The 13,356-nt window shown below is 48.8% G+C and carries 15 protein-coding genes; 9 read left to right on the plus strand and 6 right to left on the minus strand.

Translation table 11 applies throughout. The annotated features are described in order from the left end of the window. Window positions 1-17: 17 nt before the first annotated feature. The gene (locus tag BCT27_RS13920) at window positions 18-914 is read right to left on the minus strand and encodes a TIGR01777 family oxidoreductase (RefSeq protein ID WP_102319149.1); all 897 of its coding nucleotides are present in this window, start codon (window positions 912-914) and stop codon (window positions 18-20) included. Between the two features lie 195 nt (window positions 915-1,109). Here BCT27_RS13920 and BCT27_RS13925 point away from each other — a divergent pair, with 195 nt between their 5' ends. The 4 genes from BCT27_RS13925 to BCT27_RS13940 are packed head-to-tail and all read left to right on the plus strand — an operon-like array spanning window position 1,110 to window position 3,389. Beyond that, entirely contained in the window at window positions 1,110-1,844 is a 735-nt protein-coding gene (locus BCT27_RS13925; RefSeq protein ID WP_026024399.1) for a DUF1538 domain-containing protein, read from the plus strand. After that, window positions 1,841-2,647 (plus strand): DUF1538 domain-containing protein, encoded by an 807-nt coding sequence (locus BCT27_RS13930; RefSeq protein ID WP_102319150.1) that lies wholly within the window; start codon window positions 1,841-1,843, stop codon window positions 2,645-2,647. Before BCT27_RS13925 ends, BCT27_RS13930 begins: the two co-directional genes overlap by 4 nt. Next, a complete protein-coding gene (locus BCT27_RS13935) occupies window positions 2,647-2,997 on the plus strand; it encodes a P-II family nitrogen regulator (RefSeq protein WP_102319151.1) in 351 nt (116 codons plus the stop codon). The genes BCT27_RS13930 and BCT27_RS13935 overlap by 1 nt, the downstream gene beginning before the upstream one ends. Continuing rightward, window positions 2,994-3,389, plus strand: a complete 396-nt coding sequence (locus BCT27_RS13940) for a CBS domain-containing protein (RefSeq protein ID WP_017008039.1) — start codon at window positions 2,994-2,996, stop codon at window positions 3,387-3,389. The genes BCT27_RS13935 and BCT27_RS13940 overlap by 4 nt, the downstream gene beginning before the upstream one ends. Before the next feature lie 143 nt (window positions 3,390-3,532). Here the strand turns inward: BCT27_RS13940 and BCT27_RS13945 are convergent, their stop codons facing one another. From BCT27_RS13945 to metN, 5 genes are all read right to left on the minus strand, one after another. Next, a complete protein-coding gene (locus BCT27_RS13945; RefSeq protein ID WP_017012669.1) occupies window positions 3,533-3,805 on the minus strand; it encodes an Rdx family protein in 273 nt (90 codons plus the stop codon). A gap of 9 nt (window positions 3,806-3,814) precedes the next feature. Further along, on the minus strand, window positions 3,815-4,579 hold the full coding sequence (locus BCT27_RS13950) for a sulfite exporter TauE/SafE family protein (RefSeq protein ID WP_102396047.1): 765 nt from the start codon (window positions 4,577-4,579) through the stop codon (window positions 3,815-3,817). 123 nt (window positions 4,580-4,702) lie between these two features. After that, window positions 4,703-5,515 carry a methionine ABC transporter substrate-binding lipoprotein MetQ gene (metQ, locus tag BCT27_RS13955; RefSeq protein ID WP_102396048.1) on the minus strand — a complete coding sequence of 271 codons (813 nt, stop codon included), beginning with the start codon at window positions 5,513-5,515 and terminating at the stop codon, window positions 4,703-4,705. A gap of 107 nt (window positions 5,516-5,622) precedes the next feature. After that, the gene (locus tag BCT27_RS13960; protein ID WP_017017944.1) at window positions 5,623-6,315 is read right to left on the minus strand and encodes a methionine ABC transporter permease; all 693 of its coding nucleotides are present in this window, start codon (window positions 6,313-6,315) and stop codon (window positions 5,623-5,625) included. Continuing rightward, window positions 6,305-7,339 carry a methionine ABC transporter ATP-binding protein MetN gene (gene metN, locus BCT27_RS13965; protein ID WP_102396049.1) on the minus strand — a complete coding sequence of 345 codons (1,035 nt, stop codon included), beginning with the start codon at window positions 7,337-7,339 and terminating at the stop codon, window positions 6,305-6,307. The genes BCT27_RS13960 and metN overlap by 11 nt, the downstream gene beginning before the upstream one ends. Before the next feature lie 398 nt (window positions 7,340-7,737). Between metN and BCT27_RS13970 the strand changes: the two genes are divergently transcribed. From BCT27_RS13970 to BCT27_RS13990, 5 genes are all read left to right on the plus strand, one after another. Further along, on the plus strand, window positions 7,738-8,115 hold the full coding sequence (locus BCT27_RS13970) for a hypothetical protein (RefSeq protein WP_035017594.1): 378 nt from the start codon (window positions 7,738-7,740) through the stop codon (window positions 8,113-8,115). 131 nt (window positions 8,116-8,246) lie between these two features. After that, a complete protein-coding gene (locus BCT27_RS13975; protein WP_102396050.1) occupies window positions 8,247-9,716 on the plus strand; it encodes a PepSY-associated TM helix domain-containing protein in 1,470 nt (489 codons plus the stop codon). 394 nt (window positions 9,717-10,110) lie between these two features. After that, window positions 10,111-11,220, plus strand: coding sequence for a TRAP transporter substrate-binding protein (locus BCT27_RS13980; RefSeq protein ID WP_017008023.1), 1,110 nt, complete (start codon window positions 10,111-10,113; stop codon window positions 11,218-11,220). Between the two features lie 74 nt (window positions 11,221-11,294). Next, window positions 11,295-11,861 carry a TRAP transporter small permease subunit gene (locus BCT27_RS13985; RefSeq protein WP_102319155.1) on the plus strand — a complete coding sequence of 189 codons (567 nt, stop codon included), beginning with the start codon at window positions 11,295-11,297 and terminating at the stop codon, window positions 11,859-11,861. Continuing rightward, window positions 11,858-13,237 (plus strand): TRAP transporter large permease, encoded by a 1,380-nt coding sequence (locus tag BCT27_RS13990; protein ID WP_102319156.1) that lies wholly within the window; start codon window positions 11,858-11,860, stop codon window positions 13,235-13,237. The genes BCT27_RS13985 and BCT27_RS13990 overlap by 4 nt, the downstream gene beginning before the upstream one ends. Window positions 13,238-13,356: the final 119 nt, after the last annotated feature.

Raw genomic sequence — 13,356 nt, forward strand, 5'->3', positions numbered from 1 at the left:
TCATCGAGGGAAGGCGCTTATTGGCGAAGCAAACTGTCGAGTGCTGGGCGGATTTCTTTGTAGGTAAATTCAAACCCGTCTTCTTCTAACGCTTTTGGAATGGCTCGTTGCCCCTCTAACAAAAGCTGTCCTGCTTCGCCCAACATCAGTTTGATGGCAAATGCAGGCGTGAAAAGAATGTGTGGGCGCCCAAGAGACGCCGCAAGACTTTGGCTAAACTCGCGATTCGTTACTGGGTTCGGCGCTGTGAGGTTAAATGCCCCTTCGTGTTCACTTTTTTCGAGAAGGTGCACGATGGCATTGGCCATGTCTTCGATGTGGATCCAAGGGAAGTACTGATTACCATCGCCGATAGCGCCACCTAATCCCAGTTGATATGGCAGTAACATTTTCTTCAATGCACCGCCTTCTTTGCTTAGGACAATGCCCGTTCTTAGCAAGCAAACTCGCGTTTTAGCGGGTCTTGCGCGCAAGGCGATTTTTTCCCAGTTTGCGCACACAGCATGGGCGAAATCCGTGGCATCCACCTCTAAAGATTCATCCACGACCGTGTCTTTTTGATCGCTGTAATAGCCAACCGCGGAACCGCTGATCAGCGTTTTCGGAGGATTCTCAGCCGTTAAAATACGACTAACAATTTTTTCCGTGATGCCCCATCGGCTTGAGCAAATAATGCCTTTTTGCTGATCTGACCAACGTTTATCGACGATCGGTTCCCCTGCCAAATTAATCACTGCGTCGATGTTATTGAAGTCGGTCAATTCATCGAGATCGGCAATGGTGGTAACGGTTGAAGGCAGTACGCTTTTCGCTTTTTGAGGCGAACGCGTCAGCACGGTGATTTCGTGGTCACCGAGTTTGCTGATCAAAGTGCGGCCAATCAGACCTGTCCCACCAGTAATTAGAATGTGCATTGTTAACCTTTTGCGCTGGGCTGTTGTATTGAGTATGCATTCAAATGGTTAAATGATCATTCCAGACGTGTCTTTCGTTCAGGTTTTAAGCGAAACCTTGCTAACTCAATCACCCTATTCAGATTGTGGTATGGATAATTTTGTTACATCTGGTTACGTTTGTAGACAATTTAGCGACACCAAAATGGAGCGAGTGTGAAGGGAATCACTGCATTGCTATCCGCTATGTTGGGAAGTTTTAAAGACTTGCTCCCGATTATTTTGGTGATCGGCTTCTTCCAAGTGTTTGTGCTTCAACAACCCATGCCTGACCTCGCTTCTATCCTTGTTGGCCTTGTGCTGGTGGTGATGGGGCTTACCTTTTTTGTCTTCGGCCTAGAAATGGGTTTGTTTCCTATTGGCGAATCCATGGCGCATGCACTTGCTCGAAAAGGCAGTGTATTTTGGCTGATGGTGTTTGCGTTCCTGCTCGGTTTTGGCACCACCATCGCCGAGCCAGCGCTTACGGCTGTGGCAGCGGAAGCGGCAGAAGTGGCTGCGGAAGGAGGCATGATCCCCATGGCGATGGAAGCGCAAGACAGCTATGCCAATGGCCTGAGGATAACGGTCGCGCTGTCTGTGGGGTTTGCCATCATGCTCGGTGTACTGCGTATCCTTAAAGGTTGGCCGATTCATCGCATCATCATTGGTGGTTATCTCTTGGTTGTTGCGATGACCATGATCGCGCCCCGTTACATCATCGGTATCGCTTATGATTCTGGTGGCGTGACCACATCGACCATCACCGTGCCTTTAGTAACGGCGCTTGGCGTAGGCCTTGCCACAGTGATCAAAGGGCGAAACCCCATGGTGGATGGTTTTGGCCTGATCGCGTTTGCCTCACTTTCTCCGATGATTTTCGTCATGGTTTACGGAATGGTGGCGATATGACCTTGCTTCAATCCCTCATCCCTACCTTCATTGATACCTTTCTTTCGACCGTGCGCGATGTGTTTCCCATCGTGTGCATTTTGTTTGGTTTTCAATTTGCCGTGTTACGTCAGCCCATCGCGAACTTAAAACGTATCGTGTTTGGTTTTGCGTATGTGCTGTTTGGTTTAACGCTCTTTCTGATGGGGCTAGAAATGGCGTTGTTCCCGCTAGGGGAGTCCATGGCGATTCAGCTCACTGCGCCTGAATTCCTTTTTGGGGAAGGCGGCATCATGCCTGCACAAGTGCAATGGCAGCATTATTACTGGGTTTACATTTTCGCGGCTGCCATTGGCTTTAGTACCACGGTGGCGGAACCGTCGTTGATTGCGGTCGCCATTAAAGCGGCGCAAGTGTCAGGTGGTGCAATCAGCGTGAATGGATTGCGTTTTTCTGTCGCTTTGGGCGTATCCATTGGGATTTCACTGGGTTGCTATCGCATTGTGGAAGGCGACCCGATTCATTACTACATCATTGCTGGCTATGTGCTGGTGGTGATCCAAACCTTTTATGCACCGAAGTTTATTGTGCCACTGGCCTATGACTCCGGAGGGGTGACAACATCAACGGTGACAGTGCCTTTGGTGACAGCTCTTGGTCTTGGTCTTGCGTCTACGGTACCTGGGAGAAATCCCATGATTGATGGTTTTGGGTTAATTGCGTTTGCCAGTCTCTTTCCGATGATCACCGTTATGGGTTACGCCCAAATCACGGATTGGGTTGCTAGGCGTCAACGTGTCAGTAACGAAACGAGGGAATCCTAATGCGGTTTAAATTGATCGTCGCTTTTATTGAAGATTCAAAAACAGATGCTGTGCTTGATGCGGCACGGAAAGCGGGGGCAACCGGGGCAACGGTCATCAATAATGCGCGCGGTGAAGGGCTGACAAAAAAGAAAACCTTCTTTGGCCTGACGCTGGATGTTCAACGCGATGTTGTCCTGTTTTTGGTTGAAGAACACCTTGCTCGCAGCATTCTCGAGACCATTAATGAAGTCGGGGAGTTTGATGCCAGTTCAGGGAAGGGGATCGCGGTACAGCTCGACGTGGAAGATGCTGTTGGCGTGGCACACCAAGTACAAGAACTCAGTACTGTGATTGAGGACGAGCTATGAAAGAGAGCAAATGCGTAAGAGAAGTGATGAAAAACGATTTCGCACTTATCGATGGTTTAACAACGGTCGCCGAGGCCATTCGCATCGCCAGAAGCAAAGAAATTAAATGCCTGATCGTGAAAAAGCGCGATGAGAATGACGAGTATGGTTTGGTGCTAATGAACGACATCGCCAAGAAAGTGCTGTCGCAGAATAAATCGCCAGAGCGCGTGAATGTGTATGAAATCATGACCAAGCCAGCACTGGGCGTATCACCAGACATGAACGTAAAATACTGCGCGCGTTTGTTTGAGCGCTTTGGCATTAGCCGCGCACCCGTGGTCGAAAACGGCGAGATCAAAGGGATCGTGAGTTACAACAGCATTGTTATGTTTGGCATGTTGGCAGACTGATTGCGCTCAGTCTGTTTGTGGCGACTTTCCCCTGTATTATCCGCTTCTCATGTAGACAAACTACACATCGAAGCCTCAGCCTTGCACAAAGCCGCCACAAACTGCTGCAAAAATCATCACCAAAGGTCAACAGACCCTAGCCGTTAGCGATCAACATGACCGAGATCGCGCGTCGGATCGATCACGTCGCGCACCCGCTGCTTTAGCTGTTTTGCATCGGGGAAGCCGCCGTCACGTTTTCTTTCCCAGATCATTTCATCGTTACAATGCACCTCAAAGCGCCCACCTGTGTCGGGGTGCAGAGTCAGGCTTTCAATTTCTTCACTGAATGTCGTTAGAAGCTCTTGACTCATCCACGTTGAACGCAACATCCAGTTGCATTGACGACAATAGTAAATGGCAATTTTTGCTTTCATTCTTCTTCCTTAAAGTACGCCCACGAGCAATTTAATGCCGACGGCAAAGGTCAGCAGTTCGAAGGCGATTTTGATCAGTTTGTTGCTGTATTTGTCCGCCATGTAGGCACCGAAATATCCCCCTAGCAACGAGCCTGCAAGAAGGGCTGGGATCCATGGCCAATAAATGTCTGCACCTGCAATCGCTAAGGTGATTGCCCCTAAACCATTCCAAAACAAACCAACACTGACCAGTGTGAGCGCTACCGCTTGTTTGTAATCCAGTCCAAACCATCGAACCAAAAAGAGGGTGACGAACAACCCCGTGCCTGCGGTGAGCGAGCCATTCAGCACGCCGATGACACTTAAACCAACACAACCGATCACCATGCCTAAGGTATCGCGATGTTTAGGGTTGGCTTCATGCCCCAAGGTTTTTCGGGCACGGGAATACAGCCCCAATAAAATGATGAAAACACCGAGTAACCCTTCCGCCGTTGGGCCGGGGATGAAAAGAATAAGGTTCGCCCCAGCAATGACACCCGCAGCGCCTGCCAACGTGACGTAAACGGTTAAGACGGGGCTGAGATTGCCGCTTCGACAATGACGAATCGCCGCCCCTAGGCCTAGTGCGACAGAGGCGACTTTATGGGTCGCGAGGGCGACTGAAAAGGCGAGGCCGAGAAAAATAAGAAGGGGAAGTTGCAGTAAGCCTGCGCCGCCACCTGCGAGTGACGCCAGTGTGTTTGCGATCAGCGAACCGACAAAGAGACCAAACGTGGCGAGAATATCCATATGCGCCTGAAAATTATCCTTTGAATAAACATCGCGCATGATGACATGCACAAAAAGAAAAAGCCTGTGTTTTACACAGGCTTTTGGGGTTGGGGGGAAAAGGGGAATCAGGTTATGGGCGGATTACCAGCCTTTCACCACACCACCTTGGAAGGTATCTACCGCAGCGGTGTAAACAGCGTCTGATTGATAAGCAGAGACAAACTGTTTCACGTTTTCAGCATTCACGTTATCGGTACGCGCAACAATCAGGTTCACGTAAGGTGATTTCTTGTCTTCAACAAACACGCCGTCTTTTTCTTGTGAAAGACCAATGGTTGCAGCGTAAGTGTTGTTAATGATCGCCAGCGTTACATCGTCCAATGAACGTGGAAGTTGCGCAGCTTCTAGCTCAACAATGTCCAAATTTTTCGGGTTGCCGACGATATCCAATACGGTTGCTTGAAGGCCAACGCCCTCTTTTAGGGTGAGAAGACCTTGCTGTTCAAGAAGAAGCAGAGAACGGCCTAGGTTTGTTGGGTCGTTAGGCACAGCGATTTGTGCGCCATCTTGGATTTGATCAACAGAGGTCACTGTGTTTGAGTAACCCGCAATTGGGTAAACCAAGGTATTGCCTGCGATTTCGAACTTGTAGCCACGGTCAGAAATTTGCTGATCCAAGTACGGCTTGTGCTGGAAAGCGTTGGCATCAATGGAGCCTTCTTCCAAGGCAGCATTGGGTGATACGTAATCTGTAAAGGTGATTAGCTCTACGTCTAGGCCGTATTTTTCTTTCGCCACTTTTACAGCGATTTCGGCAACTTGCTCTTCTGCACCAGCCATAACGCCAATTTTTACTTTGGTCAGGTCGACCGCTTTTTCTTCACCACAGCCCGTTAATGCCAGAGCGGAAGCCAAACCGAATACTGTCGCGATTTTTTTAAGATTGAACGTCATTTGCGCATCTCCTATGAGCTTAAATTTCCATTTTTTATTTTCTATGGCGCAGAAAGCGTGGGTATCTCGCCTTTCTGCGTCATCGTATTTTCTTTTGTCGCTGTGTTTTATCTGTGGTCGACGCGTTTAACGAAGTAATCGCCCGCCGACTGAATCAATTGAACCAAAATGACGAGCATGACAATGGTGATCATCATGACGGTGCCATCAAAGCGCTGGTACCCGTAGCGAATACCGACATCGCCCAAGCCACCACCGCCTACAGCGCCGGCCATGGCGGAATAGCTCACCAGCGTCACCAAGGTAATGGTCGCGCCATTCACGATGCCCGGTAGGGCTTCTGGTAACAGAACCTTACGGATGATTTGCAGCGGGGTAGCCCCCATGGCTTGCGCCGCTTCCACCAAGCCCGATGGCACTTCAATCAGCGCACCTTCAACAAGGCGAGCAATGAAAGGAATAGCACCCACAATCAAAGGCACAATCGCCGCGGCTGTGCCTATCGAACTGCCTACCACAAGGCGAGTAAACGGAATGATGGCAACCAGCAAAATGATGAAAGGAATCGAACGGCCAATATTCACTACCGCACCTAGGCTGCGGTTGAGTAGCTTGTTCTCAAGCAACCCGCGTGGTTTGGAAAGGTGCAGTAACACACCTAAAGGGATACCAAATACAAAGCCAACAAAGCCAGAAACAAACACCATGGTGAGGGTTTGGCCAAGGGCATCAATCAAAAGACTGACAAGGCGTTCGTTTTCAGCGAACCAGCCAGAAATGGCAGCAATACTAAGCGACATAACCAAGCACCTCGATGTTGACGTTGTTTTCTTTTAGATACGCCAGAGCATGGGTAACGTCTGAGGCGTCGCCGAAAAACTCTGCCAGCATGAGGCCGAATTTCACGCCGCCGGCGTAATCCATGTCCGCACTTAAAATGCTCACATCAATGTTGAACTTGCGCGAAACTTGGCTCACGAGAGGGGCATCCACACTGGTGCCTGTAAATTCGAGGCGAACCAAAGGGGGAAGTGTGCCTGTGTTTTCTGTTTGAAGACGCTCAGCGTAATCTTGAGGAATCGACAGGTTCAAGGTGGCACGAATGAAGTCACGCGCCAGTTCGGTTTTAGGGTGGGCGAAAATATCGCCAACCGTGCCTTTCTCCACCAACTTTCCGTCGCCAATAATGGCCACTTCATGACAGATGCGCTTTACCACATCCATTTCATGGGTGATCAACAAAATGGTTAATCCTAACTTCTGATTGATGGTTTGCAGCAGATTCAAAATCGAATGTGTGGTCGCAGGATCCAGGGCACTGGTGGCCTCGTCGCAAAGCAGAACTTTTGGGTCACTGGCGAGTGCGCGAGCAATGGCTACCCGTTGCTTTTGTCCGCCACTTAAATTGGCAGGGTAGCTGGTGTGCTTGTCATCAAGCCCAACCAATTCCAGTAATTCGGTGACTTTGGCTTGGATGTGCGCGTGTTCTTTGCCTGCAAGCTCGAGTGGCAACGCCACGTTATCAAACACAGTACGAGAAGAAAGAAGGTTGAAGTGTTGGAAGATCATGCCGATCTTCTGACGTTCACGCGTCAATTCTGACGCTGAAAGGGTGGTGAGTTCTACGCCATCGACGTTCACGTTCCCACTTGTTGGGCGCTCCAACAAGTTAACAATGCGAATCAGGGTGCTTTTACCTGCGCCAGATGCGCCGATAACCCCGAAAATCCTGCCCTTTGGAATGTGAAGGTCAATATCACGCAAAGCATGAATCGTTTTCACGCCTTGTTTGAATTCTTTATTAACCTGACTAATTTCGATCATAAGCCATCCTGGACAAAATCGTGTTAAATAATCGTTAAAATGTAGTGATAATTGTTGCTTTTGTTCTTTGTTCTAGAATTTGATGCTATTTATAGTCGAGCGACAAGTCAATAGATATTTTTACGGCTAGACGTCTATACGGTTATTTGGTTGTGTTTTAGGTGTTGCGGTTAGGATACGACTCATGAGGGATCATGAAGGAGGTCTGAGTAGGCAAGGCTCTGCAGGGAGCACATCTGTACATTGGTAAGGAGTATCCCTATCAATACCCAAACCCGCGCAGTTTGTAATTATATTTCTGCCATTCATGAACCGACTGCTTAGTTTTTGCACTGAAGCACGTCGTTAGTGTCATTTTTACAGTAAGGTATCTGGTTAATTGGGTACGTATGGTGAATATGACGTTAACCGCCTCTTTAACACGCAATACGCTGTTTAAACATGTCATGCTTTGCGCGAGCGCCTTGAGTTGGTTGCTCGTTTCTTTGATGCCAGTGATCAACGCACATGGCAGCAGCGCAGGCGTGTGGGCGACACTTTGTACCGTTAACGGCTTTGAATTGGTACAAATTGACGAGGGTGAACCGTCTAAAACGCACAGCAGTAAACCTTGCCCTTTTAGTCATTTCTCCTCCTTTCATCATCACTCACTTTCTTTCAATCCGGTTTATACACTCAGCACGGATATCGTGCTTGAACCTTATACCTACCTCGTAAAAAGGGTGAGGTTTGAGCAGCCTGTCACCCGAGCGCCACCGTCATTCCTCCTTGTTTAACAGCCTCATAAAAACAACAAGGGCAAATGCCCAAACGTAAAGTCAACATGCAATGTCGCTGCGTTTTTATCGTGTGTTTTAATCATGCACGAGAAATGCGGTGAGGTTGTGCATGAAAAAAGGAATGATTCATGGTTACTCCCAATCTCAACGCCGATAGCAATCCGCCAGACATCCTTGCGAAGCAAAAATCCCGTTACTTTCTCACTTGGCGCTGGCACTTCTATGCAGGATTATTTGTTATCCCCTTTATGCTGATGCTCAGTATTACCGGCCTCATCATGCTGTTTGATGATGAGATTGAATCTGCGCGATATGGCGAGGTGCTTTCGGTTAACTCCAGCGCATACTCTTCGCAAGAACCTTTGCCCGTCTCTGAGCAGTTAGCGGCGGTGCAACAGGCGTACCCTGATGGCACGGTGACGCAGTTTGTGCCAGCGACATCCTCGGAGGTCACTAACCGTTTTTCTGTCACTATGGCGGATGAATCGACGCAGTTTGTACTGGTGAATCCTTACAATGCAGACATCACTGGCACGATTGATCGCAGCGACAGTTGGTATCAATTGGCGAACGACATTCACGGCACTTTGTTGATTGGCGATGTGGGCGATTATTTGATCGAAATTGCAGCCAGTCTCACCGTTATTTTGTTGGTGTCGGGGATATATCTTTGGCTACCTAACGACAATGCGCGCCGTGCTGGTTTTCTGAAAATTCGCACAGACAATGGGTCGCGGATTTTGCTTCGTGACCTGCACGCGAACATCGGTGGCGTACTCTCCATTGTGCTTCTCTTTTTCGTACTGAGTGGCTTGGCGTGGGCGGGCATATGGGGCGCGAAAATCGTTCAGCCTTGGGGCAGCTTTCCCGCCCAAAAATGGGACGATGTGCCTGTGTCAGATCTTAACCACAAGGCGCTAAATCATGGCTCAGAAGAAGAGATGCCGTGGAACCTTGAACTGACACCGTTACCTGAATCTAACGCGCATGTGCACGGCGAAGAAACCACCTCGGGTTCATCAGCAGGGAATGCTGAAAAAGCAGGAATGGCCACTAAGCAAATCGGCATCGATCGTGTTGTGAATGAAGCGAAAGCGTTGGGTTTTGCGCAATACAAACTCAATTTTCCGCGCTCAGAAACAGGCGTGTTTACGGTGTCAGCCAACACCATGAGCGGGGATATTACCGATCCTACTCAGGACAGAACCACCCACATTGATCAGTACACAGGAAAGGTACTTGCTGATGTGACATGGAATGAATACAACATGATTGCGAAAGCCATGGCGGCTGGGATTGCGCTTCACCAAGGGGATATCAGTATCATCAATAAAATCGCCAATGTGGTTTTCTGTTTGGCGTTTATTTTGATTGCAGTAACAGGGGCTTTGATGTGGTGGCAACGTCGTCCTACGGGGCAGCGCAAGTTAGGTGCACCGCCAAAAGCACTGGATTCAGGGCTCTGGAAAGTGGGTGTTGTCAGCGTTGCTTTAGTGTGTGTCGCCTTCCCCATGGCAGGATTAACCATTGTGGCTTTGATGGTGATTGATGCGTTGATTTGCCGCTATATGACGACATTCAAAGAAGCCCTAAGTTAACGCGGAGCAGGTTTATTGCGTTGATAAAGAAATAGGGTAAAGCGCCTTCCATACGGGAGGCGTTTTTGTTTCTACTCGGCAATTCAAACAAAAATGAAGAAATCCCATCGACGGCAAGTAGCACGTGATCAGTCGCATACAGAGGCCGTTATCTATCAGATGTTTAGATTTCTAGCGATCATTGTTTGACCAACTTCAAACAACCTCGCCCTTTCGCTATTTGCGGGTGACGATAATGGGTAAAGTTATTGCAACAAACCATTAACTCATCAAGAGCCATTGATGAGCGTCGTGTTAGTTAGGCAGTACCTACTTTTAACTGTAAACCTTTGTTAGATGCAAACCTTCAGTACTGCTAAACCTATCGCCTTTCCCAAGCAAGGAGATCACTCTCATGTACAAACGTCGTTCGTTTCTTGCCGCAACAGCAGTCGCACTGAGTGTGCTGTTATCTGGTTGTGGTGAAGAAAAGCAGGAAGCGAGTGCGCAGGCGCAGCCAGCAGCACAGGAAAAAATCAGTTGGAAAATGGTAACGACTTGGCCGAAAAACTTTCCCGGGCTAGGCACAGGTGCAAACAACCTTGCTGAGCTAATCACTGAGATGAGTGATGGGCGTTTGGACGTGAAAGTATATGGTGCAGGTGAACTCGTTGGCGCGCTGGATGTGTTTGATGCCGTGTCTCGTGGTACTGCGGAAATGGGTCACGGTGCAGGTTACTACTGGAAAGGTAAAGCGCCAGCAGGTCAATTCTTCGCAGCCGTGCCTTTTGGTCTAACAGCGCAAGAAATGAATGGCTGGATCTACAGCGGTGGCGGTCTTGAGCTTTGGGCTGAAGCGTATGAACCCTTTGGCATCATTCCTATGCCTGCGGGTAACACGGGCGTGCAAATGGGCGGTTGGTTTAACAAAGAAATCAACACCATCAGCGACCTCGAAGGTCTGAAAATGCGTATCCCAGGTCTGGGTGGCGAAGTGTTGAAACGTGCGGGTGGTACCCCTGTACTGTTGCCGGGTGGCGAAATCTTCCCATCACTGCAATCTGGCGCAATTGATGCGACTGAGTGGGTAGGTCCATACAACGACCTTGCATTCGGCCTTCATAAAGCATCGAAATACTACTACTACCCAGGTTGGCATGAGCCAGGTACAACACTTGAAGCGCTGATCAACAAAAAAGCCTTCGATGCGTTGCCAAAAGACCTGCAATCAATTGTTCTCGCGGCAACGCGTGTTGCGAATGCTGACATGATTGCTGAGTTTACTGCGCGTAACAATGCAGCGCTGGAAAGCTTGGTAAATGAGCACAAAGTTGATTTGCGTCCATACCCGCAAGAAGTGTTGTCACAGCTGCAAGTACTGTCTGATGAAGTGGTTGCCGAGCAAGCACAAGTGGACGAAATCAGTAAGAAAGTTTACGAGTCTTACAAAGGCTTCCGTGACCAAGCGATCGATTGGCATGCCATTTCTGAGCAAGCCATGCTGAACGCACGTAACCCGCAATAACCTTTAAGAGGCGATCCTAGATCGCCTCTTTTTCTTTCCAATTTTAGCCAATAGGCTGATGTTAGAGTAGTTCTATGAATACCGCCTCTCCTCAATTGATCGCGCTTATTAAGGGCATCAACCGTTTTAGTGATTGGACGGGACGCATTGTTTCCTGGTTCGTCTTAGCCATCGTGCTTATTACCTTTGTGGTGGTGGTAATGCGCTATGTGCTCAATTCCGGATCGGTGTTTTTGCAAGAATCTGTCCTTTATTTCCATAACTACGTCATCATGCTCGGTGCCGCCTACGCCTTATTGAAAGGCGCTCACGTTCGCGTTGATATTTTTTATCGTCCGATGTCTGAAAAGAAAAAAGCGTGGGTCGATTTGCTCGGTTTTCTCTTCTTGTTACTCCCAACGTGTAGCTTCATTTTTTACATTGCATGGGATTATGTTTCTGTGTCTTGGCAGATCATGGAAGGCTCACAAGAAGCGGGTGGGGTGGATGCTAAGTACCTTTTTAAAACCAGTATTTTACTGATGCCAGCCCTTGTCATTATTCAAGGCTTTGCCGAAGCATTGAAGTCGTTGCTGACCATCACTGGCCACCAAGACATTGCTAAACAACTTGAAGAACATGATGAGGAGCACGCACTATGAGTGAATTCCTCGCCCTGTTCCTTTTCCTCTTTACCTTTGGTGTGTTGCTTGTTGGCTATCCCGTGGCCTTTACGCTTGGCGGTTCCGCGCTTTTATTCGCCTTAATTGGTGGCGTGACAGGCACGTTTGATCCGGCGTTCTTAGAAGCCATTCCAAACCGTATTCAAGGCACCTTGTCGAACGAACTTTTGGTCGCGATTCCCTTGTTTATCTTCATGGGGGTCATGCTTGAAAAATCCCGCATCGCAGAAGATTTGCTCGATACCATGGGGCAAGTGTTTGGCGGGCTTGCGGGCGGCTTAGGCATTTCCGTGACCATTGTGGGCATGTTGTTAGCAGCAAGTACCGGCATTGTGGGTGCAACCGTTGTCACGATGGGCTTACTGTCGCTGCCTTCAATGATGAAACGTGGCTATTGCCCAAGGCTTTCGACGGGCATTATTTGTGCGTCAGGAACGCTAGGTCAGATTATCCCTCCATCTATCGTGTTGGTCTTGCTGGGCGATGTGATTTCGTCGGCTTATCAACAAGCCCAGCTAGACCAAGGTATTTTCTCGCCAGAAAGCGTTACCGTGGGTGATCTCTTTTTGGGTGCGTTAATCCCTGGCTTCATGTTGGTGGGCATGTACATCGTTTATCTGATTTTCGTTGCGATTACACAGCCTCACCGTGTTCCACCTATTCCTGTTGAAGAAAGAAAGGTCAGCAAGGAATTATGGATGCAGGTACTCACTGTATTGTTCCCGCCAGTGCTTTTGATTGTGTTGGTGTTGGGGTCGATTCTCGGCGGTGTTGCAACGCCAACAGAAGCTGCGTCGGTGGGCTCTGTGGGGGCAATTGTTCTGGCTGCCAGCAAGCGCATGTTCAGTCTGTCGATTTTGCGCGATGTACTAAGAAGCACGACCGAAGTGACGGCCATGGTCTTCCTGATCTTGATTGGCGCATCACTGTTTGCCTTGGTGTTCCGTGGGTTTGGCGGTGATGACATCGTTCGTGATTTCTTGATGAGCCTGCCGGGCGGTGTATTCGGTGCCATGTTGTTAGTGATGCTGGTGCTCTTCCTTCTGGGCTTCTTCCTCGATTTCATTGAAATCACCTTCGTGGTCATCCCGATTGTTGCGCCGATACTCCTGACCATGGGCGTTGACCCTGTGTGGCTTGGGATAATGATTGCGCTGAATTTGCAAACGTCTTTCCTAACACCGCCATTTGGCTTCTCGCTGTTCTACTTGCGCGGTGTGGCTCCGGATTCTATATCCACCATGGATATCTATCGCGGTGTTTTGCCTTTCATATTAATTCAGTTAGTGATGTTGGCATTACTTGCCTATTGGCCAACGCTGGCAACCTGGTTGCCGGATATTGTCTACGGCTAAACAATCCAAACAAAGCCTCCAACTAAGGAGGCTTTTTTCGCAATAATTGAGCTTGACGCTTGCACGGTCTCAGTTTCTACTACACTTCTTTTTGCTTATTTTGTCCGGAGTTAACGTGG

It is taken from the genome of Enterovibrio norvegicus, assembly GCF_002876705.1.
Classification (GTDB): domain Bacteria; phylum Pseudomonadota; class Gammaproteobacteria; order Enterobacterales; family Vibrionaceae; genus Enterovibrio; species Enterovibrio norvegicus_B.

Excerpts from the sequence above, each read along its gene's own strand:
- BCT27_RS13945 (WP_017012669.1), bottom strand. The coding sequence starts at position 3,805 with ATGAAAGCAAAAATTGCCATTTACTATTGTCGTCAATGCAACTGGATG.
- BCT27_RS13970 (WP_035017594.1), top strand. The coding sequence starts at position 7,738 with ATGACGTTAACCGCCTCTTTAACACGCAATACGCTGTTTAAACATGTC.
- BCT27_RS13940 (WP_017008039.1), top strand. The coding sequence starts at position 2,994 with ATGAAAGAGAGCAAATGCGTAAGAGAAGTGATGAAAAACGATTTCGCA.
- BCT27_RS13930 (WP_102319150.1), top strand. The coding sequence starts at position 1,841 with ATGACCTTGCTTCAATCCCTCATCCCTACCTTCATTGATACCTTTCTT.
- BCT27_RS13920 (WP_102319149.1), bottom strand. The coding sequence starts at position 914 with ATGCACATTCTAATTACTGGTGGGACAGGTCTGATTGGCCGCACTTTG.
- BCT27_RS13935 (WP_102319151.1), top strand. The coding sequence starts at position 2,647 with ATGCGGTTTAAATTGATCGTCGCTTTTATTGAAGATTCAAAAACAGAT.
- BCT27_RS13975 (WP_102396050.1), top strand. The coding sequence starts at position 8,247 with ATGGTTACTCCCAATCTCAACGCCGATAGCAATCCGCCAGACATCCTT.
- BCT27_RS13980 (WP_017008023.1), top strand. The coding sequence starts at position 10,111 with ATGTACAAACGTCGTTCGTTTCTTGCCGCAACAGCAGTCGCACTGAGT.
- BCT27_RS13990 (WP_102319156.1), top strand. The coding sequence starts at position 11,858 with ATGAGTGAATTCCTCGCCCTGTTCCTTTTCCTCTTTACCTTTGGTGTG.
- metQ (WP_102396048.1), bottom strand. The coding sequence starts at position 5,515 with ATGACGTTCAATCTTAAAAAAATCGCGACAGTATTCGGTTTGGCTTCC.
- BCT27_RS13950 (WP_102396047.1), bottom strand. The coding sequence starts at position 4,579 with ATGGATATTCTCGCCACGTTTGGTCTCTTTGTCGGTTCGCTGATCGCA.
- BCT27_RS13985 (WP_102319155.1), top strand. The coding sequence starts at position 11,295 with ATGAATACCGCCTCTCCTCAATTGATCGCGCTTATTAAGGGCATCAAC.
- metN (WP_102396049.1), bottom strand. The coding sequence starts at position 7,339 with ATGATCGAAATTAGTCAGGTTAATAAAGAATTCAAACAAGGCGTGAAA.
- BCT27_RS13960 (WP_017017944.1), bottom strand. The coding sequence starts at position 6,315 with ATGTCGCTTAGTATTGCTGCCATTTCTGGCTGGTTCGCTGAAAACGAA.